At 62.8% G+C, this 19315-nt stretch carries 24 protein-coding genes and 1 tRNA gene; 16 read left to right on the top strand and 9 right to left on the bottom strand.

What is annotated here, in order from left to right; all coding sequences use genetic code 11:
* Nucleotides 1–157: 157 nt before the first annotated feature.
* Together NKH43_RS26595 and NKH43_RS26600 are read right to left on the bottom strand one after the other, a co-directional pair.
* Nucleotides 158–234 (bottom strand) — tRNA-Arg (locus NKH43_RS26595).
* A gap of 47 nt (nt 235–281) precedes the next feature.
* Nucleotides 282–974 carry a winged helix-turn-helix transcriptional regulator gene (locus tag NKH43_RS26600; protein ID WP_023722341.1) on the bottom strand — a complete coding sequence of 231 codons (693 nt, stop codon included), beginning with the start codon at nt 972–974 and terminating at the stop codon, nt 282–284.
* Nucleotides 975–1311: 337 nt separating this feature from the next.
* On the opposite strand from NKH43_RS26600, the gene NKH43_RS26605 reads away from it, so the two are divergent.
* The 6 genes from NKH43_RS26605 (at nt 1312) to NKH43_RS26630 (ending at nt 4730) form a co-directional block, all read left to right on the top strand.
* Nucleotides 1312–1638 carry a DUF1330 domain-containing protein gene (locus tag NKH43_RS26605; protein WP_023677873.1) on the top strand — a complete coding sequence of 109 codons (327 nt, stop codon included), beginning with the start codon at nt 1312–1314 and terminating at the stop codon, nt 1636–1638.
* Nucleotides 1639–1765: 127 nt separating this feature from the next.
* On the top strand, nt 1766–2290 hold the full coding sequence (locus NKH43_RS26610) for a hypothetical protein (RefSeq protein WP_502906516.1): 525 nt from the start codon (nt 1766–1768) through the stop codon (nt 2288–2290).
* 193 nt (nt 2291–2483) lie between these two features.
* Nucleotides 2484–3056, top strand: a complete 573-nt coding sequence (locus tag NKH43_RS26615) for a TetR/AcrR family transcriptional regulator (RefSeq protein WP_023722343.1) — start codon at nt 2484–2486, stop codon at nt 3054–3056.
* An 86-nt stretch (nt 3057–3142) separates the two neighbouring features.
* Nucleotides 3143–4168 (top strand): alpha/beta fold hydrolase, encoded by a 1026-nt coding sequence (locus NKH43_RS26620; protein ID WP_352860747.1) that lies wholly within the window; start codon nt 3143–3145, stop codon nt 4166–4168.
* Between the two features lie 86 nt (nt 4169–4254).
* Nucleotides 4255–4545, top strand: coding sequence for a DUF768 domain-containing protein (locus NKH43_RS26625; RefSeq protein ID WP_023722345.1), 291 nt, complete (start codon nt 4255–4257; stop codon nt 4543–4545).
* Between the two features lie 41 nt (nt 4546–4586).
* Nucleotides 4587–4730, top strand: coding sequence for a glycine zipper domain-containing protein (locus tag NKH43_RS26630; RefSeq protein WP_198023575.1), 144 nt, complete (start codon nt 4587–4589; stop codon nt 4728–4730).
* A 72-nt stretch (nt 4731–4802) separates the two neighbouring features.
* Here the strand turns inward: NKH43_RS26630 and NKH43_RS26635 are convergent, their stop codons facing one another.
* On the bottom strand, nt 4803–5966 hold the full coding sequence (locus NKH43_RS26635) for a M20 aminoacylase family protein (RefSeq protein ID WP_352483482.1): 1164 nt from the start codon (nt 5964–5966) through the stop codon (nt 4803–4805).
* A 270-nt stretch (nt 5967–6236) separates the two neighbouring features.
* On the opposite strand from NKH43_RS26635, the gene NKH43_RS26640 reads away from it, so the two are divergent.
* A complete protein-coding gene (locus tag NKH43_RS26640; protein ID WP_352548874.1) occupies nt 6237–7415 on the top strand; it encodes a D-alanyl-D-alanine carboxypeptidase family protein in 1179 nt (392 codons plus the stop codon).
* A 4-nt stretch (nt 7416–7419) separates the two neighbouring features.
* Nucleotides 7420–8538 (top strand): CobW family GTP-binding protein, encoded by a 1119-nt coding sequence (locus tag NKH43_RS26645; RefSeq protein WP_352860689.1) that lies wholly within the window; start codon nt 7420–7422, stop codon nt 8536–8538.
* Between the two features lie 210 nt (nt 8539–8748).
* Here NKH43_RS26645 and NKH43_RS26650 read toward each other — a convergent pair whose 3' ends face one another.
* The 5 genes from NKH43_RS26650 to NKH43_RS26670 form a co-directional block, all read right to left on the bottom strand.
* Entirely contained in the window at nt 8749–9036 is a 288-nt protein-coding gene (locus NKH43_RS26650; protein WP_023721143.1) for a sulfurtransferase TusA family protein, read from the bottom strand.
* A gap of 5 nt (nt 9037–9041) precedes the next feature.
* Nucleotides 9042–10367, bottom strand: coding sequence for a L,D-transpeptidase family protein (locus NKH43_RS26655; RefSeq protein WP_352860749.1), 1326 nt, complete (start codon nt 10365–10367; stop codon nt 9042–9044).
* 244 nt (nt 10368–10611) lie between these two features.
* Entirely contained in the window at nt 10612–11562 is a 951-nt protein-coding gene (locus NKH43_RS26660) for an acetyl-CoA carboxylase carboxyltransferase subunit alpha (protein WP_023721141.1), read from the bottom strand.
* A 99-nt stretch (nt 11563–11661) separates the two neighbouring features.
* Complete coding sequence (locus NKH43_RS26665) at nt 11662–12579, bottom strand: site-specific tyrosine recombinase XerD (RefSeq protein ID WP_352495633.1); 918 nt, start codon at nt 12577–12579, stop codon at nt 11662–11664.
* Nucleotides 12576–12725, bottom strand: a complete 150-nt coding sequence (locus NKH43_RS26670; RefSeq protein ID WP_023721139.1) for a hypothetical protein — start codon at nt 12723–12725, stop codon at nt 12576–12578. The genes NKH43_RS26665 and NKH43_RS26670 overlap by 4 nt, the downstream gene beginning before the upstream one ends.
* Nucleotides 12726–12887: 162 nt before the next feature.
* Here NKH43_RS26670 and NKH43_RS26675 point away from each other — a divergent pair, with 162 nt between their 5' ends.
* The 6 genes from NKH43_RS26675 (at nt 12888) to NKH43_RS26700 (ending at nt 17134) form a co-directional block, all read left to right on the top strand.
* Nucleotides 12888–13490 (top strand): shikimate kinase, encoded by a 603-nt coding sequence (locus NKH43_RS26675; RefSeq protein WP_352483486.1) that lies wholly within the window; start codon nt 12888–12890, stop codon nt 13488–13490.
* A complete protein-coding gene (gene aroB, locus NKH43_RS26680) occupies nt 13487–14608 on the top strand; it encodes a 3-dehydroquinate synthase (RefSeq protein WP_352483487.1) in 1122 nt (373 codons plus the stop codon). The genes NKH43_RS26675 and aroB overlap by 4 nt, the downstream gene beginning before the upstream one ends.
* Nucleotides 14605–15501, top strand: a complete 897-nt coding sequence (locus tag NKH43_RS26685; RefSeq protein WP_023721135.1) for an HlyC/CorC family transporter — start codon at nt 14605–14607, stop codon at nt 15499–15501. Before aroB ends, NKH43_RS26685 begins: the two co-directional genes overlap by 4 nt.
* A 40-nt stretch (nt 15502–15541) precedes the next feature.
* Entirely contained in the window at nt 15542–16351 is an 810-nt protein-coding gene (locus NKH43_RS26690) for an alpha/beta hydrolase (RefSeq protein ID WP_352860692.1), read from the top strand.
* 154 nt (nt 16352–16505) lie between these two features.
* A complete protein-coding gene (locus NKH43_RS26695; protein WP_023721134.1) occupies nt 16506–16739 on the top strand; it encodes a type II toxin-antitoxin system Phd/YefM family antitoxin in 234 nt (77 codons plus the stop codon).
* 2 nt (nt 16740–16741) lie between these two features.
* Nucleotides 16742–17134, top strand: coding sequence for a type II toxin-antitoxin system VapC family toxin (locus NKH43_RS26700; protein ID WP_245278670.1), 393 nt, complete (start codon nt 16742–16744; stop codon nt 17132–17134).
* 5 nt (nt 17135–17139) lie between these two features.
* Here NKH43_RS26700 and NKH43_RS26705 read toward each other — a convergent pair whose 3' ends face one another.
* On the bottom strand, nt 17140–17442 hold the full coding sequence (locus NKH43_RS26705; protein ID WP_023721132.1) for a BolA family protein: 303 nt from the start codon (nt 17440–17442) through the stop codon (nt 17140–17142).
* A 133-nt stretch (nt 17443–17575) separates the two neighbouring features.
* On the opposite strand from NKH43_RS26705, the gene NKH43_RS26710 reads away from it, so the two are divergent.
* Complete coding sequence (locus tag NKH43_RS26710; protein WP_036238769.1) at nt 17576–18205, top strand: J domain-containing protein; 630 nt, start codon at nt 17576–17578, stop codon at nt 18203–18205.
* A 123-nt stretch (nt 18206–18328) separates the two neighbouring features.
* Nucleotides 18329–19315, top strand: a complete 987-nt coding sequence (cobS, locus tag NKH43_RS26715) for a cobaltochelatase subunit CobS (RefSeq protein ID WP_023721131.1) — start codon at nt 18329–18331, stop codon at nt 19313–19315.

Raw genomic sequence — 19315 nt, forward strand, 5'->3', positions numbered from 1 at the left:
TCACCACCGTGCCATGGCCGCTCGCCCTTCAGAGCAAGCGCCGTTCTCTCTCCAAAACTTTTTGCAGAACCTTCAGGACACTATCAGTTCATGCGAAATTCGCCGTACTAATTTACCAAAAAGTACGGCGGCTTGTTGGCTAAGTGCTTGAAAAACTTGGTGATCCCGACAGGAATCGAACCTGTGACCTACAGATTAGGAATCTGCCGCTCTATCCTACTGAGCTACGGGACCATCGCTCCCGACACATAACCGCTTCGGATCGTTTCGCCAAGAGGCAGCTAGGCTGCTCGCTTGGGTTCGACAGCGAACGGGCTCAGGCCCAGCCAAGTCTGCATTTTGCGGGCGATATCCTGATCGCCCGTCAGAATGACTTTCGGCCCGGCCTTCTCGACGGTGATCAGCCCCATCCAGATTTCGGTCATGGTGTGCAGGTCGGTCGAGACGTAGAGATCGACATCGAACCCCGGATCGTACCAGCAGAGGTCGACCTCGCCGTGCTTCTCGACGATCAGCCACCACGACCGTTTGGAGGCGGGGAGCTCCTGGTACAGAAATTGTATCACCGTGCGCCCGTCGGGCAGCGGCGACGCGTTTAGATTGCGCCGCATGTCCCACATCAGCAGCGACGGATCGAGGTTCTTCAGCGACAGCCGCGACTCGACCCATTTCTGCCCCCAAAAGCCCATCGCCTCGACCACGGACCGCAGATCCCTGCCTGCCTCGGTCATCCGGTATTCGAAGATGCCTTTCTCGCCGCGCACCTCCTTGCGCTCGACGATCCCGGCCAGCTCGAGCTCCTTGAGCCGTTGCGACAGAAGGGTCGGCGACATTTTGGGGACGCCGCGGCGCAGATCGTTGAAACGGGTCGAGCCCGCCACCAATTCGCGAAGCAGAACCATGGTCCAGCGGGTGCACAGCACCTCCGCGGCCATCGATAACGGGCAGAACTGCTTGTATCCGGCCTGGGTCATGATGTTGCCTTCCCCTCAAACTCAGCCGGGAGCATAGGCCTTTCCCAGCGGTGCGGCGAGTACAGAAACTGTACCGGCCCAAGTGTGGTGGATTTGAAGTTCCTGCTTTCTGGGTGGCATCAGCGTTAGGAACTTCAAATCCACCACACTGGAAATCCAAGCACTTGCTGGTGTGGCTTTTGAATCCGAAATTCGCTCGCTGCGTTGCTCCAAAGTGAATGCGAATTTCGAATTCGCCGCACCAGTACAGATCGCGGACTGGCTGGCGCCGGCCTTGCCATGCGACCCCTCTGCCGCTGCACGGGATACCCCTGTGCACGACCAGGAGACATGACCTATGACCGCTTACGTTATCGCAGACATCAAGGTGAGGGACCCGAAGTGGATGCCGGCCTATGCCGCGTCGGTCCACGACCTCGTTCACAAGCACGGCGGCAGATATCTGTCGCGCAGCGGCAATGTGAAGACGCTCGAAGGCAAGCCGCTCGACACGACGCTGATTGCCTTGATGGCGTTCCCGACCGAGGCCGCGGCGCGCGCCTTCACCGACGATCCCGCCTACGCACCCTTCGTTTCGGCCCGTCAGGGCGGCAGCGACAGCCGTTTCCAGCTGATCGACAACTCCGATCTGGCCGGAACCATCCCGTATCTGCCGAAGGGATGATCTTCCCCTGCATTCGTCGCATCGGGACAAGGATCTCCCAGCAACAACAGCCACAGCGCCCACCTGCCGGACCTCCTTACTTCCGGCGGCCGGCCGGGCTGTGCTTTTCAAGAAGAATGGAATGACTATGACAATCAACTTTCGCAACAAATTCCTCGCTGCCGCGGCGCTGCTGTCGGCCTGCACTGCATTGGCGCAGGCGCATCAGGCAGCGCCCGCGTCCGGTCCCAATCCGCTGGCCGACAAGGTACGCGCCGCCAACAGCCGCTTCGAGAATGTGGCGGCGGCGACCGCCGAGGGCTATGCGCCGATCCCCTGCGCCAGCGGCATCACCGGCGGCGCCATGGGCATCCACTACGTCAATCCCGGCTACCTCAAGGACGACGCGGTCGATGTCGCCAAGCCCGAAGCGGTGATGTACGAGCCGATGGCCGACGGCACGCTAAAACTGATCGCGGTCGAATACATCACCTCGAAAGGCCCGGCCTCGCTCGATGGGCATCTGTTCAACTTCAACGGCGCGCCCAACCGCTATGGCCTCGGCCCGTTTTACGAGCTGCATGTCTGGGCCTGGAAGGGCAACCCGACCGGCGCGTTCGCCGACATGAACCCGAACGTGTCGTGCGAACCGACGACTGCTGCCAGCCAGTAAGCAGCCGGGCCAGGCGGCGCCAACGCCGCCTGGTTTTTAATCTCACAGAGGGGCCAAGCTCCGGGAGATCGCGATGCAACCTGGCATCGCTAGCGTGCCTGTGTGCCCATCGAGCTGTCTTTGCAAAAAGAGTCGCTTGACTGGCGATGTAAAATGCTCATTCTAGAATGATCATTTTACATTGGGTTGCTCCATGACCAGACCGCGACTATTTGACGAAGCCACTGTGCTGGGTGACGCGATGAACGCGTTTCGACGGGCCGGTTTCGCGGGAATTTCGATCAAGGATCTGAGCGATGCCACCGGCCTGACGTCTGGCTCGATCTACAATGCCTTTGGCGACAAGGAAGGTCTCTATCGGGCGGCCTTCGGCCACTATATCGATGCCGTCATCCGACACCGTATCGAGACCTACATCGGCGAAGCAAGCGATCTGGATGGTTTGGAACAGTTGTTCCTGTCGTTGTTGCTGCCCGCCCCGGAATCCGGCGACCTCGGCTGTTTGTTAACGAACGCTGCTGTCGAGTTCGGTGCGCAACCGTCGGTCGCCTCGGAAGGTCTCGCGGAAGGCTTCGCCGTGCTGGAAGCCGCCATCCGGCAGGTCGTGGAGCGCCAGATCGGTGGAGGGCAGGTCGATCTCCACGTCGTCAGGCTTCTGCTTCTCTACCAAGGCATTCTCGTGCTGATCCGCGCCGGCCGAGACGTCTCGGCCTGCCCGGCCGTCATTCGATCAGAATTCGAGCAGCTAAGGAAACTTCTGCCATGATCACCCTTTCCCGCAGGGCGGTGCTTCTCGGCACCGCCGGCAGTCTTCTTGCGCCTTGCCTGCCGGTCTTTGGCGCGTCGCCGGCCATGCCGCCGGTCCGATACGTTCGCTCCAACGGCATCGATATGGCTGTTTATGAAGCCGGCAAGGGACCGGCGGTTGTTTTGCTGCACGGCTTTCCCGAACTCGCCTTTTCCTGGCGTCACCAGATCGCGCCGCTCGCGGCCGCCGGCTACCACGTCATTGTTCCCGACCAGCGCGGATATGGTCTGACCGACCGGCCGTCCAAGGTCGAGGATTATGACATGGTCCACCTGACCGGCGATCTCGTCGGTCTCCTCGATGCTCTCGGCGTCGAAAAGGCCGTGTTCGCGGGCCATGACTGGGGCGGCCTGGTCGCATGGCAGATGCCGCTTTTGCATCAGAGCCGGGTCACTGGCGTCATCGGTGTCAACACGCCATTCAGTCCCCATGAAATGCTGTGGCTGCATCCGAGCCTCACCAAGGGGCTGACCGCCCCGGACAAGCCGTTCGTGGCCAACCCGGCAAAAGACCCGATCGCGCAGATGCGCGAAGTCTACAATCCCGACATGTATGTGCTGATGTTCGAAGATGGTGATCTCGCGGACCGTTTGATGGCGCACGACGTGGCGCGGGTGTTCAGGAGCAATATGCGCAAGGGTGTTATCACCGCCGCGCAATACGCCAAGCTGCCGCCGCAGGCCCGACACATGACATTCCTACAGGCGCTCTCGCAGCCGGAGCCGAAGACGCTGCCCGGCGAGCTGATCCTGACGCCAGACGAGCTTGCTTTCTATGCCGAGAGCTTCGGGCGCACCGGTTTCACGCCGGGCATCAACTGGTACCGCAACTTGTCCCGCAATTGGAGAGCCGGCTTGAATGTCGACCAGACGATAAAAGTGCCTTCGCTCATGATCGGCGCTGAGGACGACGTCGTGTTATCTCCAGCGATGATGGATGGAATGGACGCCCACATCGCCGATCTCGAAAAACATGTGGTCGCCGGCTGTGGACATTGGTCACAGCAGGAGAAGCCGGGCGAAGTCACCACGCTAATGGTCGATTGGTTGAAGCGGCGGGTTCCTGCGTAGCCGACATGGCGAGCGGTGCAAAGACGGTTAAGATAGCGGAACTTTCGGGATGCCGGCGCGCTTTAGTGTCCCGAAGGAGACACCGCATGAGCGCCACAAAAGAGTTCTTTGAAACCTGGCTGCAGGAGAATGTCGGCAATCTGCCGGCCGAGAGCGAGGTGAGCGTCGCCGTCCTGGCGCAGCAATTCGAGCAGGATGCCGATGCTGCCGGCTACGGCCACGAGGTTCGCGAAGACGAGCTCGGCAACATCCAGGAGGCGATCGAGGCAGCCCTGAAGAAGGCAAGGACAGGCGAAGAGCCGCAGGCTGCCGACGACAATGAGCTGGCGCCGGTTATGGAGGCGCTGGAGGTCGAGGATCCGAAGAGCGGACCGTAGCGGTTGCGGCTCTTCCCTTCCACGCTACATGACCGGGCATAATGGATGCCAAACACCTCACACTCGGCGTCGTGATCGGCGTGGCCATCGGCGTCGTGTTGGACAACATTGTTGCGGGCATTGGTATAGGTATTGCTCTGGGCATTGCCTTCGGCCTTGCCCGGAAGTCGTCCGGCCGGAAGTGACCAGCAGAACATGTCCTGCCCGATTTTGCCGCCCAGAGGTGCGGCGGTCGCCGCACCGCCGATGCCGAACGGCTACGCCGCCAGCGCCGTCTCCGCCAGCTTCACCCAATAGCTCATGCCGTGCGGGATGACCTCGTCGTTGAAGTCGTAGGCCGGGTTGTGCAGGCCGGCGGTATCGCCATTGCCGATGAAGATGAAGGCGCCCGGCCGCGCTTCCAGCATGTAGGAGAAATCCTCGCCGCCCATCACCGGCTGGATGGCGCGGTGCACATGGCTGTCGCCGGCGACGTCGGCCGCGATGTCGCTGGCAAAGACCGTCTCTTCCGGATGGTTGAAGGTGACGGGGTAGTTGGCATTGTAATCAACCTCGATTGTCGCGCCGAAGGCAGCGCCCACGCCTTGGCAAAGCGCGCGGATGCGCTCTTCAGCCTTCTTGGCGACCTCCTTCTTCAGCGTGCGTACGGTGCCGGCGATCTCGGCGCTCTCGGGAATGATGTTATAGGCGTCGCCGGCATGGAATTTCGTCACCGAGACGACCACCGCCTCGACCGGATCGGTGCTGCGCGAGGCGATCGTCTGCAATGCGCCGACAAGCTGGCTGGTGATGACGATCGGATCGATGGTGCCGTGCGGCATCGCCGCGTGGCCGCCCCGGCCCTTGACGGTGATGGTGAATTCGGCGGTCGCCGCCATGATCGGACCCGGCCTGATGGCGAACTGGCCGACCGGCAGGCCCGGCATGTTGTGCATGCCGAACACCTTGGAGATGCCGAAGCGCTCCATCATGCCGTCCTTGACCATCTCGTTGCCGCCGCCGCCGCCCTCTTCGGCCGGCTGGAAGATAACCGCGACGGAGCCGGCGAAATTGCGTGTTTCGGCGAGGTATTTGGCGGCACCCAAAAGCATCGCGGTGTGGCCGTCATGACCGCAAGCGTGCATCTTGCCCGGGACGGTCGAGGCATAGGATTTGCCGCTGATCTCGTTGAGCGGCAGGGCGTCCATGTCGGCGCGCAGGCCGATCGTCGAGCCTTCGCCGTGGCGGCCGCGGATGATGCCGACGACGCCGGTCTTGCCCAAACCCGTCACGATGTCGTCGCAGCCGAAAGCCTTCAGCTTCTCGGTGACGAAGGCGGCGGTCTTGAAGACGTCGAAATTCAGCTCCGGCGTCTGATGCAAATGGCGGCGCCAGCCGGCCACCTCATCCTGCATTTCGGCGGCTCGGTTCAGGATCGGCATGATGGTTCCATTTCGCTGTTGGAGCAGGCGGTCTTGACCTGCTGCTGTGCAATTGTGCCTGCTGCCCTGCAACCATGCACGCTGCTTTGCATTGTGCTGCTGCTTCCACATTGTGATCGGCAGCACTTTGCCATGTTGACGTCACATAGAGTAAATAGCACCGCGACTGTGGTCCGGGAACAGAGAGCCGGACCATTATCCTGGCGATCGTGTAACGAAATCTTACGGAGCCAGGGGCGACTGCGGCAAGAGGCTATTTCGGTTTTCATGATGCGCTATAGGCATTTCCTCAAACTGTTGGTGGCGGGCGCGGTGGTGCTTGCGGCGCTGGCCGGGCCTGCCTTGGCCAATCCGACCATCCTGTTCGACCTGAACAGCGGCAAGATCCTGCAGCATCAGGAGGCGTTCAGGCGCTGGTACCCGGCATCGCTGACCAAGCTGATGACCGCCTATGTGGCGTTTCGTGCGATTGCCGCGGGCGAGGTCCAGCTCGATTCGCCGATCAAGGTGACGAAACATTCCGCCGGCGAGCCGCCGAGCAAGATGGGCTTCAAGCCGGGTTCGGTGATGCGGCTGGACAATGCGCTGAAGATGATGCTGGTCAAATCGGCCAACGATATCGCCATGGCGGTCGGCGAGAATATCGGCGGTTCGCAAGCGGCCTTTGCCGAACGCATGAATGCGGAGGCGCGGAGGCTCGGCATGAGCGGGTCCCATTTCGTCAATCCGAACGGGCTCTATTCGCCGGACCAGTATACGACAGCGCGCGATCTCGCTTTGCTGGTGATGGCGATCCGCAAGGAATTTCCGCAATATGCCCCCTGGTTCTCGATCGAAGGCCTTGCCGTCGGCAAGAAGGCGATCTCCAACTACAACCTCCTGATCGGCCGCTATCCGGGTGCCGACGGCATGAAGACCGGTTTCGTCTGCTCGTCCGGTTTCAACATGATCGGCTCGGCTACCCGCAACGGCCGCACCCTGGTCGCCGTGGTGCTCGGCGAGCAATCGGCCGTCACCCGCGCCGAGGCGGCGGCAAAACTGCTCGACCAGGGCTTTGCAACCCCGGCCCCGAGTTGGCTGACGGTCGCAGCGCTGCCTGCCTATGGCGACACCATGTCGGCCAACGACATGAACGACGAGATCTGCAAGAAGAAGCCGGTCGAGGAGCAGTCGGAAGCCGCACCCGCCGTCGGCGACAAGGGCAAGGATGTGCCGAAATCGCCCTATCAGGAAAAGCTCGACCATGTACCGACGCTGATCGCCGTCGGCCTCGGCGGCGCCACGGGGCCGAAGCCGAAGGCGATGCTCGACGCCTCCGGGCAGGAATATGCCGACGTGCCGCTGCCGACATGGCGGCCGGATCGGGCGCCGCCGGCCGGCGCCGAGCCGGCCGTGGCCGGGTCCACCACCGCCGCGCAGGTCCAACGGCCGGCCAAGGCGCTGAACTAGCCGTATGGCCGGCTTCCCGATCCCCGTTTCGGTGCTCACCGGCTTTCTCGGCGCCGGCAAGACGACGCTGCTCAACCGGCTGCTCCGGAATCCCGCGCTCGCCGACACCGCCGTCATCATCAACGAGTTCGGCGAAGTGGCGATCGACCATCTTCTGGTCGAGCAGGCGTCCGACGGCATCATCCAGCTTTCCGACGGCTGCCTCTGTTGCACGGTGCGCGGCGAGCTGGTCGACACGCTGGCCGACCTCGTCGACCGGCTGCAGACCGGCCGCATCGACCGGCTTGCCCGCGTTGTCGTCGAGACCACCGGGCTCGCCGATCCCGCCCCTGTGCTGCAGTCGATCATGGCGCACCCGGCCCTGGTCCAGGCCTTCCGGCTCGACGGCGTCATCACCCTGGTCGACGCCGTCAACGGCAATGCGACGCTCGATGCCCATGTCGAGGCGGTGAAGCAGGTGGCCGTCGCCGATCGCATCGTGCTCAGCAAGGCCGACCTGGCCACGGATGCAGGCGACGCGGAGGCGTTGCGGGCGCGGCTCAGGCAGATCAACCCGGGTGCCGTGGTGCTCGACGCGAGCCAGGCAAGCGCCGCGACCCTGTTCGATTGCGGCCTCTACAATCCGGCCACCAAATCCGTCGATGTGCAGCGTTGGCTCGGCGAAGAAGCCGGCCACGACCATGATGTTGGCAGCCATGACCACAGCGGTCATGGTCATGCCGACCACGGTCACCATGACCATGGCCACAGGCACGATTCCCGCATCCGCGCGTATTCGCTGGTTCATGACGGGCCGGTGCCGTTTTCGGCAATCGAGATGTTCCTCGATCTGTTGCGCTCGGCGCATGGCGAGCGCCTGTTGCGGATGAAAGGCGTCATCGAGCTTGCAGAAGATCCGTCGCGGCCGCTGGTTATTCATGGCGTGCAGAAGATCCTGCATCCGCCGGTGCAACTGCCGGCCTGGCCGGACGGCCAGCGCGGCACCAGGCTGGTGCTGATCACGCTCGACATGCCCGAAGACTATGTCCGCCGGCTGTTCGCCGCCTTCACCAACCGGCCGTCGATCGACACGCCGGACCGCGCGGCACTGGAAAGCAACCCGCTGGCTATTGCCGGGCGGTAGAGGCTTTCATCAGTTTTAAGTCGAACGCCGCGCTGCCCCTCATCTGCCTGCCGGCATCTTCTCAAGAAGGACGCTCTCGTCGACCATTTCGCCAATCTCCAGCGCCGCAGAAAGAGCGCCAAAGTTGCGGCCAGCCCCTTCTCCCCGTCACTATACGGGGAGAAGATGCCGGCAGGCAGATGAGGGGCAGCGCACCGTCAGCAGAACGAGCTAAGTCCAGGCTCGGCCGCCGCCGCGCTCGACCAGGAAGCGGTGGCCGCCCGATATTGCCGCCGTTTCGATCAGCCGATGGCCGCTCTCGGCGCAGAAGGCGGGGATGTCGATGACGGCGAGGGGGTCGGTGGTTTCGAGCCAGAGGCGGCTACCCGGCTGCATTGCGGCCAAGCGCTTTTTGGCCTTGAGCGCGGGCAACGGGCAGTTCAGACCTTTGAGGTCGTAGACGGCGGCGGGGCTGGTTGAGGGCCTGTCTCCTTGGCCCCCATCTTCTTGTTCAAGCATGAAGCTCAGCCGCCAAACATGCCGAGCAGCTTTTTCTTCAACCTTGTCGCCGTGCTTTCGGCGTCCGCAGCCTGCGTTTCGACTGCCGGGGCGGCCTCCGATGGCGCTACAGTGGCGGTGGCGACAGGCATCTCGGCGGCGGTCTTGGCAGCTTCCTTTTCAGCCAGTGCCTGCGCCTTGGCCGCTTCCTTCTCGGCCAGCGCCTGCGCCTTGGCTGCCTCTTTGGCGGCCTTGGCCGCTTCAATGGCGGCTAGCCTTTGTTCCTCGGCCTTCTGCTTGGCGGCCTTTTCGGCGTCGAGTGCCGCCATCTTGCGGCCGGCCGGCGAATCGACGCGGCCCATGCGCGCCGTCTCGGTCACCGTGCCGTCTGGGTTGAGCGACGGCGGCTCGATCGGCACGCGTTCGCCGCGGGCACGCCGTTTCGACCAGTCGGAAACGATGCTGGCTTCCTTGATCCCGGCGATGGTCGGCTTGGGTGCCGGCACGCTGGCCTTGACGGCGCCGTTGAAGGCCGCCTCATAGGTGCTTTGATAGGCGTTGATGGCGCTCTTCAGTGAATCGGGCTGGGTGGTCGCAGGGCAAGCGCCGGTCGGATTAAAGGTCGAGCCGTCGGCCGCAACCTGGTTGAAGACGTAGCGCTTCTCGCAGACGTCGACTTTCGGCGGCACCTTGGTGACTTCGAAATTGTCGTAGCCGACCTTCAGCATCTTCCAGAATTCGTAGTTCGGGTCGTTGCGGTAGCGCGCCATGTTGGCTGCAGTCATGCGGAACGGATAAGCCTGGATCTGGAACTCGGTCTGGCCGCCCTGGAAGGCGTCACGACCGAAAGCGTAGATCTGCTCGATCTGCGCGTCGGTCATCGAATAGCAGCCCGACGACGAGCAGGCGCCATGGACCATCAGGTTGGAACCAGTGCGGCCATTAGCGCGGTCATAGGCGTTCGGGTAGCCGATGTTGAAGGACAGGTGATAATTCGACCGCGGGTTCATCTGCGCCGGGCGGACCGTGTAAAAGCCTTCCGGCGCTTGGCGGTCGCCTTCGGTGAACTTCGGCCCGAGCTTGCCCGACCATTTGCAGATGTCGTAGCTGGCGACCAGGTCGTAGCGGCCGTTGGTCTTGGCCTTCCAGATTTCGAGCTTGCCTTCTTCCTTGAAGATGCGGGCCATCACCGAAGAGGTGCGGACCATGCCCTTGGCCCTCATCTCGGCCAGGATCTTGTCCGGCAGCGGCTTGTTGGCCTGCGGTGCAAAATCCTTCATCGAAGCATCATTGCAGCCGGCGACGCCGATCGCAGCGATCAGAACTCCGGTGCGGGCAAGCTTGGCAAACATGGATATGGCTATCGTCTTCATCTCTGCGCCGCGGATGCCGCGGCTGCTAAACTGACCACTGACGGACCTTAAGCCCGTTAACCTTGAAAATTCCTTACCGCAAGCGACCTTGCGCCAAGCAGCCCTCTTGCCCCAAACGAAATTGGCGCGTCCCCTACGGCAAGCTCACTGTGACGAACGCAGCGGCATTTTTGTGGCGAAATTGCTCCACGCCGTCACATTTCAGGCCGCGCACCTGCGTTGGCTACAGATTGCGGCCCATCGCCAGGTATTTCTCGCGGCGATGCTCGCGGAAGTCGGTGTTGGCGCCGGAAAATTCCTTCATCGTCCTGGCGATGAGGTCGCCGGTGGCGGCAATCACCGTTTCGGGGGCGCGATGGGCACCGCCGAGCGGTTCGGCGACGATGGCGTCGATGATCTTCAGCTCCAGCAGATCCTGCGCCGTGATCTTCATGTTGGTCGCAGCATCCCTGGACCGGGTGGTGTCGCGCCACAGGATCGAGGCGGCGCCCTCCGGCGAGATCACCGAATAGATGGCGTGTTCGAGCATGTAGACGCGGTTGGCGGTGGCGATCGCTATGGCGCCGCCGGAGCCGCCTTCGCCGATCACCACCGAGATCGACGGCACCTTCAGGCCAAGGCAGGCTGAGGTCGAGCGGGCGATGGCTTCCGCCTGGCCGCGCTCTTCGGCGTTGACGCCGGGATAGGCGCCGGCAGTGTCGACCAGCGTCAGCAGCGGGATTTGGAAGCGGTCGGCGAGTTCCATCAGCCGTACCGCCTTGCGGTAGCCCTCCGGCCGCACCGAGCCGAAATTATGCTTCAGCCGGCTTGCCGTGTCGGAACCTTTTTCCTGGCCGATGATCGCCACCGGCTCGCCACGGAAGCGGGCGAAGCCGCCGACGATCGCCTGGTCCTCGCCGAAATTGCGGTCGCCGGCGAGCGGCGTGAAATCGGTAAGCAGGCCCTTGATGTAGTCGATGCAATGCGGCCTGTCCGGATGGCGCGCCACCTGCACCTTCTGCCATGGCGTTAGCGCCTTATAGGCGTCGCGCAGCGCATCGCGTGAGCGCTTCTCGAGACGGGCGATCTCATCGCCGACGTCGACCGCCTCACCGTTCTCGGCAAGCTTCTTCAGCTCGAGGATCTTGCCTTCGAGATCCTGCACAGGCTTTTCGAAATCGAGGTAATTGTACATTCTTGGGCGAACCGGCAGGTCGGAAGGCAATGACTGGCGCAAGCCCGAAAATGCAGGCTGGGCGCGGTGGAACGTCGTTCTCACATAGCGACATGACGCCTAGTCGGCAAGCGGATGATGATCGTTGACCAGACGCACCAGCCGCTCCTCCAGTACATGGGTGTAGATCTGCGTCGTTGAAATATCGGCATGGCCGAGCAGCTGCTGCACGGCCCTGAGATCGGCGCCGTTCTGCAGCAGATGGCTGGCGAAAGCATGGCGCAGCACATGCGGCGATATCTTCGCCGCGGCAATGCCGGCTCGCGCGGCAAGCCCTTTCAGCTCGCGGGCAAAGACCTGTCTCGAGAGATAGCCGTTTTCGGAGGCGGCCGGAAACAGGAACGGGCTGTCGGCAAGAGCCGGCACCGCCGCCCGTGCGGCAAGCCAGGTCCGCATCGCCGTGCGCGCCTTGGCCGACAGCGGCACCATGCGTTCCTTGTTGCCCTTGCCGCGCACCATGAAGAAGCGGTCGTCGCGCTGCGCCACCGTCACCGGCAGGCTGACCAACTCCGAAACCCGCAGGCCGGTGGCGTAGAGGACCTCGACCAGTGCGTGCAGGCGCAGCGCCGCCAGGCTGTCGTCGTCGTTGAGCGAGGGGTCGATCGCCTCCTGCGTGGCGCGGTCGAGCAGCCGGCCGGTATCGGCCTCGCTCATCGTCTTCGGCAGCGGCCGGCCTTTCTTCGGGCTGTCCAGCGTGCCGGTCGGATCGTCGCCGCGCAGGCCTTCGGCGTAGAGGAACTTGAAGAACTGACGGATTGCCGACAATTTGCGCGCCTGCGAGGTGGCGGCAAAGCCGCGCGCGGCGATGTCGTCGAGATAGGCACGGATGTCGGTGCTGGTGGCAGCGGCGAGCCCGCCGCCGATCCCGGCGGAAGCGTCCTCGAGGTCGCGGCGATAGGAGGAAAGCGTGTTTTCGGCAGCGCCGCGCTCGGCGCTCATCATCTCGAGAAAGGCTTCGATGCGGGCGGCGCTGTTCATTTTTTGGGATTGAGCTTTTCCGGAGGGATACGCACGCTCATTTCCGCCTTTCTCGGCTCGACGAACATGACCAGGGCGAACATCGCGCCGTAGACAATGCCGGCCAGAATCACGAGCGTCACGACAAAGCGAAACAGTGTCGGCATTAATTTTCGCCCGTCGTCTTGTTCTGCATTTCCAACCCTGTGCCCTTATGAGACGCCAATCCCACCAATTCAAGGGTGAAGCCGATAACAGGTCCCGGGCGCGCCGCGCTTGACGCAAACAGGCTTTTGATGTCGATACGCCGGCAAAGAGGCCCTAGAAACATGAACGCGTTACCAGCAAACCCTCCGGGCGAGAGCCATGCCGCGCTGCTCGGCCGGCTGGGCGACCGTTCCATCGTCTTTGTCGGGCTGATGGGCGCCGGCAAGACGGCGATCGGCCGCAAGGTGGCGGCGATGCTGGCGCTACCCTTTATCGACAGCGACCAGGAGATCGAAAGTGTTTCGCGCATGAGCGTCCCGGACCTGTTCGAGCGCTATGGCGAGGCGGAGTTCCGGGCACTGGAGCAGCGCGTCATCCTGCGCGTGCTGGAGCACGGGCCCCAGGTGCTGTCGACCGGCGGCGGCGCCTTCATGAATGCGCAGACGCGCGAGGCGATCGCCAGCCATGGCGTTTCGGTCTGGCTGAAGGCCGAGATCGACCTGTTGATGGAGCGCGTTTCCAAGAAGCAGAACCGGCCGCTGCTGAAAAGCGCCGATCCCCGGGGGGTGCTGGAGCGGCTGATGGCGGAACGCTACCCGGTTTACGCCGCGGCCGATGTCATCGTGCCGACCCGCGACGACCGCAAGGAGATCATTGCCGCCGAAGTGGTGGACGCGCTGCGCGGCCATCTCGGCGTTGCCGACATCGACGAGGTGCGGTCGTGAGCGCTGATGCAACGGTCTCTGTCGAAGTCGGGCTTGGCGAGCGTACCTACGACATTTTGATCGGCCCCGGCCTGCTGTCACGCGCCGGCGCCGAAATTGCGCGCCGTCTGCCGGGCACAAGGGCGGCGGTCGTCACCGACGAAAACGTCGCTAGCGCGCATCTCGCAACGCTTGCGGCCGGCCTGGCAAGCGGTGGCATCCAACATGCAGTCATCACGCTGCCGCCCGGCGAAAAGACCAAGAGCTTTGCGCACCTGGAAGAGGTGGTCGACGGCGTGCTGGCCGCCAAGCTGGAGCGTGGCGATGTCGTCGTCGCGCTCGGCGGCGGCGTTATCGGCGACCTCGCCGGCTTTGCCGCCGGCATCGCGCGGCGCGGCATGAACTTCGTGCAAATCCCGACCTCGCTGCTGGCGCAGGTCGATTCCTCCGTCGGCGGCAAGACCGGCATCAACAGCAAGCGCGGCAAGAACCTGGTCGGGGTGTTTCACCAGCCGAGGCTGGTACTGGCCGACACCGAAGTGCTCGACACGCTGCCGATCCGCGAGTTTCGCGCCGGCTATGCCGAACTGGCCAAATACGGGCTGATCGACCGGCCGGAGTTCTTCGCCTGGCTGGAGGAAAACTGGTCTCGCGTGTTTGCCGGCGGGCCGGAGCGGGCAAAAGCGATTGCCGAGGCCTGTCGCGCCAAGGCCGACGTCGTTGCACGCGACGAATTCGAGACCGGCGACCGTGCGCTGCTCAATCTCGGCCACACCTTCGGTCACGCGCTCGAGGCGGCGACCGGCTATGACGGCACGCGGCTGGTGCATGGCGAGGGCGTTGCCATCGGCATGGCGCTGGCGCACCGTTTTTCTTCAAGGCTCAATTTGGCGAGCCCCGACGATGCGGCGCGCGTCGAGGCGCACCTTCGCGTCGTCGGCCTGCCGTGGTGCATGGCCGACATTCCAGGCGAATTGCCTGACGCCGAAAAGCTGTTCTCCTTCATCACCCAGGACAAAAAGGTGTCGCGCGGCGCGCTGACCTTCATCCTGACGCGCGGCATCGGTCAGGCCTTCATCGCCAGGGATGTGCCGGCCTCGGAAGTGCTGGCGTTCCTCGGGGAGAACCATCCGGGATGAGCCAGGCCGGCTGGATCGCGGCTGCTGCGCTTGCCGGCCTCGGCCTGCTGGGCTTCGTCTTGCGTCGGCACCTGTTCGCCGCCTTCGGCTACGAGTTGCAGCGTATCGAGCCGCAGCGCTCGACGCATGAGGAATTGCGTGGCGCCGTCGACGATTTCCGCCGCGACGGCCAGGTGGTGCGCGAGGATCGTGCCCGCATTGGCGGCCTGTTCGACCTTGAGGAGCTCGAAGTGTCGGACGTGATGGTCCACCGCACCAATATGCGCTCGGTCAACGCCGACGACCCGCCGGAAGCGGTGGTGCGCGAGATCCTGCAGAGCCCGCATACCCGCATGCCGCTGTGGAAGGGCTCGCTCGACAACATCGTCGGCGTGCTGCACGCGAAGGACCTGCTGCGCGCGCTGAACGAGGTCGGCAATGATTTCTCCAGGATCGACGTGATGAAGATCGCGTCGCGGCCGTGGTTCGTGCCCGACACCACGACGCTGCAGGAGCAGCTCAACGCCTTCCTGCGCCGCAAGGCGCATTTCGCCATCGTCGTCGACGAATATGGCGAGGTCGAGGGACTGGTGACGCTGGAGGACATCATCGAGGAGATCGTCGGCGAGATCGCGGACGAGCACGACATCGACATCCAGGGCGTCAAGCAGGAAGCCGACGGCTCCGTCGTCGTCGACGGCACGGTGTCGATCCGCGACCTCAACCGGGCGCTCGACTGGAACCTGCCGGACGAGGAAGCCACCACCATTGCCGGCCTTGTCATCCACGAGGCGCAGTCGATTCCGGACGAAAAGCAGGCCTTTACGTTTCACGGCAAGCGCTTCGTCGTCATGAAACGCGACAAGAATCGGATCGCGCGGCTGAGGATCAAGCCGGCGATGCTTGGCGAATGACAGTGCACGCCTTATGGCAGCCGTGGGCAGTCAGGAGTCTATGACAATCGATCGGCGAACCCTGCTTCTGGTGTCGATGGCGGCGCTGCTGCCGGGTCAGGCTGCAGCGGCATTGCAGCTGCGTCCGCCATCACCCGAAACCTTCGACTATGGGCCGGCCAAGCTCGACATTTATTCCCGCGATGGCGCAAGCGGCCTGCCGGTCGTCTTTTTCGTCCATGGCGACGCCTGGCGGGTCGGCAACCGCAACAACGTCAACTCCAAGCCGCAATTCCTGCTCGACAATGGCTTCTGCTTCGTCTCGATCGACTACCGGATGCTGCCTGAAGCCGACGTCACCACCCAGGCCGCCGATGTCGAACTGGCGTATCGCTACGTCCGCGCCAACATCGCCAGCCATGGCGGCGATCCGGACCGGATCGTCGCGATGGGCCATTCGGCCGGCTGCCATCTCGTCGCGCTGACCGGCCTGCGCGGCGGCCTGCCCGGCGTCGCGGCGCTGGTCCTCGACGATACCAGGGCCTACGATCTGGAGGCGTTGGCCAGGAGCGGCGGCATGGCAGGGGTCTATGCCCGCGCCTTTCCCGATCCGGCGCAGTGGCGGGCGCTGTCGCCGGTCACCTATGTCGACGGCCGCAAGCATCCGCCGACGTTCATCGCCTATTCGCGGGCGAAAACCCGCGCGGCGGACGCGCAGGCCTTTGCCGGGCGTCTGGGCGCCACCGGAACCAGGGTCACGCTGTTCGATGGCAGCGCCTATTCGCACATGTCGATCAATCGCGACTTCGGCACCGAAGGCGATGCGTTGACCGCCGCGGTGATGGCTTTCCTGAGGGCGAGCCTCGGCTGAGTTACAGTTTGGATGGCGGCAGGCAGGTGAGGGGCGCGCAGATGCGGGAACGAGGGCCGGCTAAAGCCGAAGCGATTTTTGTGACTATGGTCATTGGCCGTGGTCACATCTGACCCTATATGGTGAACGGCAATTTTGTTCATTGAGGTGGCGCATGACCGCGCAGGTGTCGAAATCGAAGTTCAAGGCAAAGGCTCTCGAGTATTTTCGTCAGGTTGAAACGACTGGCGAGCCAATCATTGTGACCGATCACGGCCAGCCCACATTAGAGATACGACGCTATGAATCGGTTGCGCGCGACCCTTTGGAGGTGCTGCGTGGGTCTGTCCTGCGTTACGACCGCCCGACGGATCCGGTGGCCGAAGATGATTGGGAAGCCAGCAATTGATCGTGTTGGACACGCATGTTCTCGTCCGCTGGGTCGGCGGTGAGACCGATCTGCTTTCAGAACCAGCACTTCGCGCAATCGAGCGGGAGAGGTTAGGCGGCGAGATTTTGATCTCCTCGATATCAGCATGGGAAATCGCCATGCTGGTTTCCAGGGGGCGTCTCCTGCTATCGATGGATGTGGGTGAATGGCTGGCGACGGTCAGCAAGCTTGAAAAATTGAGCTTCATTTCCGTCGACAATGAGATCGCCGTGACTAGTACCGAACTTCCGGGAGAGTTTCACAAGGATCCGGCTGATCGGATCATTGTTGCGACCAGTCGAAAATTTGCGGCACCTTTGGTGACCGCGGATCACAAGCTGCGAGACTATCGATATGTAAAGACAATCTGGTAGGGCAACTACCAGCGGGTCTTTTCGCCGGGCGCCGCCGGCTCGATCGCCAGGGCATGGACGCCGGATTTCAATTCCTCGGCCAGCAATGCGTTGACGGCGCGGTGGCGTTCGACGCGGCTCATGCCGGCAAAGGCGGGCGCGACGATGCGGACGCGGAAATGCGTCTCGCCGGTGCCGTCGAAGGTGGCGTGATGGCCGGAATCCAGATGATGATGGCCGGCATGGAGATGGCTTTCGTTGATGACGGCCAGCCGTTCCGGCGAAAACGCCTTTTTCAGCTTGTCTTCCATCGTTGCCTGTATGGACATCGCCGCTTCCCTTCACCACATCTATGTCATCGCACAAAATTCGCCGTTCGCCGGTTTTATGCCGCGATTCAGCGGTTAGGGCGATCATCGCGAAAATGTCAATTCTTGTTTCGCATCAGCGAACAGCCCATAAATGGGTGAGATGAAGCCGTACCCAAAATATTTCGAAAAGATTCGCATCCGCCCGGAGAAGGACGCGGAGCTGAAGTCGCGCTCGCCGATCTGCCAGTGGGATGGCTGCAAGGAGGCCGGCACCCACCGCGCCCCGGTCGGACGCATGAAGGAAGGCGAGTACTTCCAGTTCTGCTTCGATCATGTGCGCGAGTACAATAAGGGCTTCAATTATTTCTCGGGCGTTCCCGACACCGAGATTGCCCGCTTCCAGAAGGAGGCCATGACCGGCCACCGGCCGACCTGGAAAATGGGCGTCAACGGTGCTTCGACACGCTCCTCGCCCGACTTCGCCCAGGCGCGCTCCGGTCGCGCCGGCTACTACAACCGCATGCGCGATCCGTTCGATCTGTTCAAAGGCCCGAAGGACCCGCGCGAAGCACGCGAGCGCAAGGCCAAGCCGCTTGAGGCCAAGGCACTGGAAACGCTTGGCCTTGATACAAAGGCGACTGGCAAGGATATCAAGGCGCGCTATAAGGAACTTGTGAAACGCCACCATCCGGATGCGAATGGCGGCGACAGAGGTTCGGAAGACCGGTTCCGCGATGTGCTCCAGGCCTATCGCGTGCTCAAGCAGGCAGGTTTGTGCTGAGCGACCTTACGGTTCGTGTCGCTTTCCAACTTTCATAAGGTTGGAAAAGGCTCTAAGACCGCCCCCGAACAAAATCGATTGCCAGCGAAACGCGGCGTTTCGCTTGTGGAGACGTTGATAGAGATGAACAAGGTCGATCGCGACATCGCCAACCTGCCCGACACCACGGTGTCGGTGAAGGAGACATTCGGCTTCGACTCCAAGATGGTGGTGCCGGCCTATTCGGTGACGAGCGAGCATGTGCCCGACATCGACCCGGACTATCTGTTCGACAAGAACACGACCATGGCGATCCTCGCCGGCTTTGCCTACAACCGCCGGGTCATGGTGTCGGGCTATCACGGCACCGGCAAATCGACGCATATCGAGCAGGTCGCCGCCCGCCTCAACTGGCCCTGCGTGCGCGTTAATCTCGACAGCCATGTCAGCCGTATCGACCTCGTCGGCAAGGACGCCATCGTCGTCAAGGACGGGCTGCAGATCACCGAATTCCGCGACGGCATCCTGCCCTGGGCCTATCAGCACAATGTTGCGCTGTGCTTCGACGAATACGATGCCGGGCGTCCGGACGTGATGTTCGTCATCCAGCGCGTGCTGGAATCGTCGGGCCGGCTGACGCTGCTCGACCAGAGCCGGGTCATCCGCCCGCATCCGGCCTTCCGGCTGTTTTCGACCGCCAACACGGTTGGGCTGGGCGACACCACCGGACTCTATCACGGCACCCAGCAGATCAACCAGGCGCAGATGGACCGCTGGTCGATCGTCACCACGCTGAACTATTTGCCGCACGACAATGAGGTGAACATCGTGCTGGCCAAGGCCAAGCACTATCGCGACGGCAAGGGCAAGGAGATCGTCAACAAGATGGTGCGCGTCGCCGACATGACGCGCTCGGCCTTCATCAACGGCGATTTGTCGACGGTGATGAGCCCGCGCACGGTCATCACCTGGGCCGAGAATGCCGAGATCTTCGGCAATATCGGCATGGCGTTCCGGCTGACCTTCCTCAACAAATGCGACGAGCTGGAACGCTCGCTGGTCGCCGAGTTCTACCAGCGCGCCTTCGGCGAAGATCTGCCGGAATCGGCTGCCAATGTGGTGCTGGGCTAA

Source organism: Mesorhizobium sp. M1163 (genome assembly GCF_040318415.1).
Classification (GTDB): Bacteria; Pseudomonadota; Alphaproteobacteria; order Rhizobiales; family Rhizobiaceae; genus Mesorhizobium.

What these genes read in the sequence shown, in the direction of transcription:
- NKH43_RS26600 (WP_023722341.1), bottom strand. Translation starts at nt 974, where the DNA reads ATGACCCAGGCCGGATACAAGCAGTTCTGCCCGTTATCGATGGCCGCG.
- NKH43_RS26605 (WP_023677873.1), top strand. Translation starts at nt 1,312, where the DNA reads ATGACCGCTTACGTTATCGCAGACATCAAGGTGAGGGACCCGAAGTGG.
- NKH43_RS26610 (WP_502906516.1), top strand. Translation starts at nt 1,766, where the DNA reads ATGACAATCAACTTTCGCAACAAATTCCTCGCTGCCGCGGCGCTGCTG.
- NKH43_RS26615 (WP_023722343.1), top strand. Translation starts at nt 2,484, where the DNA reads ATGACCAGACCGCGACTATTTGACGAAGCCACTGTGCTGGGTGACGCG.
- NKH43_RS26620 (WP_352860747.1), top strand. Translation starts at nt 3,143, where the DNA reads ATGCCGCCGGTCCGATACGTTCGCTCCAACGGCATCGATATGGCTGTT.
- NKH43_RS26625 (WP_023722345.1), top strand. Translation starts at nt 4,255, where the DNA reads ATGAGCGCCACAAAAGAGTTCTTTGAAACCTGGCTGCAGGAGAATGTC.
- NKH43_RS26630 (WP_198023575.1), top strand. Translation starts at nt 4,587, where the DNA reads ATGGATGCCAAACACCTCACACTCGGCGTCGTGATCGGCGTGGCCATC.
- NKH43_RS26635 (WP_352483482.1), bottom strand. Translation starts at nt 5,966, where the DNA reads ATGCCGATCCTGAACCGAGCCGCCGAAATGCAGGATGAGGTGGCCGGC.
- NKH43_RS26640 (WP_352548874.1), top strand. Translation starts at nt 6,237, where the DNA reads ATGCGCTATAGGCATTTCCTCAAACTGTTGGTGGCGGGCGCGGTGGTG.
- NKH43_RS26645 (WP_352860689.1), top strand. Translation starts at nt 7,420, where the DNA reads ATGGCCGGCTTCCCGATCCCCGTTTCGGTGCTCACCGGCTTTCTCGGC.
- NKH43_RS26650 (WP_023721143.1), bottom strand. Translation starts at nt 9,036, where the DNA reads ATGCTTGAACAAGAAGATGGGGGCCAAGGAGACAGGCCCTCAACCAGC.
- NKH43_RS26655 (WP_352860749.1), bottom strand. Translation starts at nt 10,367, where the DNA reads ATGTTTGCCAAGCTTGCCCGCACCGGAGTTCTGATCGCTGCGATCGGC.
- NKH43_RS26660 (WP_023721141.1), bottom strand. Translation starts at nt 11,562, where the DNA reads ATGTACAATTACCTCGATTTCGAAAAGCCTGTGCAGGATCTCGAAGGC.
- NKH43_RS26665 (WP_352495633.1), bottom strand. Translation starts at nt 12,579, where the DNA reads ATGAACAGCGCCGCCCGCATCGAAGCCTTTCTCGAGATGATGAGCGCC.
- NKH43_RS26670 (WP_023721139.1), bottom strand. Translation starts at nt 12,725, where the DNA reads ATGCCGACACTGTTTCGCTTTGTCGTGACGCTCGTGATTCTGGCCGGC.
- NKH43_RS26675 (WP_352483486.1), top strand. Translation starts at nt 12,888, where the DNA reads ATGAACGCGTTACCAGCAAACCCTCCGGGCGAGAGCCATGCCGCGCTG.
- NKH43_RS26685 (WP_023721135.1), top strand. Translation starts at nt 14,605, where the DNA reads ATGAGCCAGGCCGGCTGGATCGCGGCTGCTGCGCTTGCCGGCCTCGGC.
- NKH43_RS26690 (WP_352860692.1), top strand. Translation starts at nt 15,542, where the DNA reads ATGACAATCGATCGGCGAACCCTGCTTCTGGTGTCGATGGCGGCGCTG.
- NKH43_RS26695 (WP_023721134.1), top strand. Translation starts at nt 16,506, where the DNA reads ATGACCGCGCAGGTGTCGAAATCGAAGTTCAAGGCAAAGGCTCTCGAG.
- NKH43_RS26705 (WP_023721132.1), bottom strand. Translation starts at nt 17,442, where the DNA reads ATGTCCATACAGGCAACGATGGAAGACAAGCTGAAAAAGGCGTTTTCG.
- NKH43_RS26710 (WP_036238769.1), top strand. Translation starts at nt 17,576, where the DNA reads ATGGGTGAGATGAAGCCGTACCCAAAATATTTCGAAAAGATTCGCATC.
- cobS (WP_023721131.1), top strand. Translation starts at nt 18,329, where the DNA reads ATGAACAAGGTCGATCGCGACATCGCCAACCTGCCCGACACCACGGTG.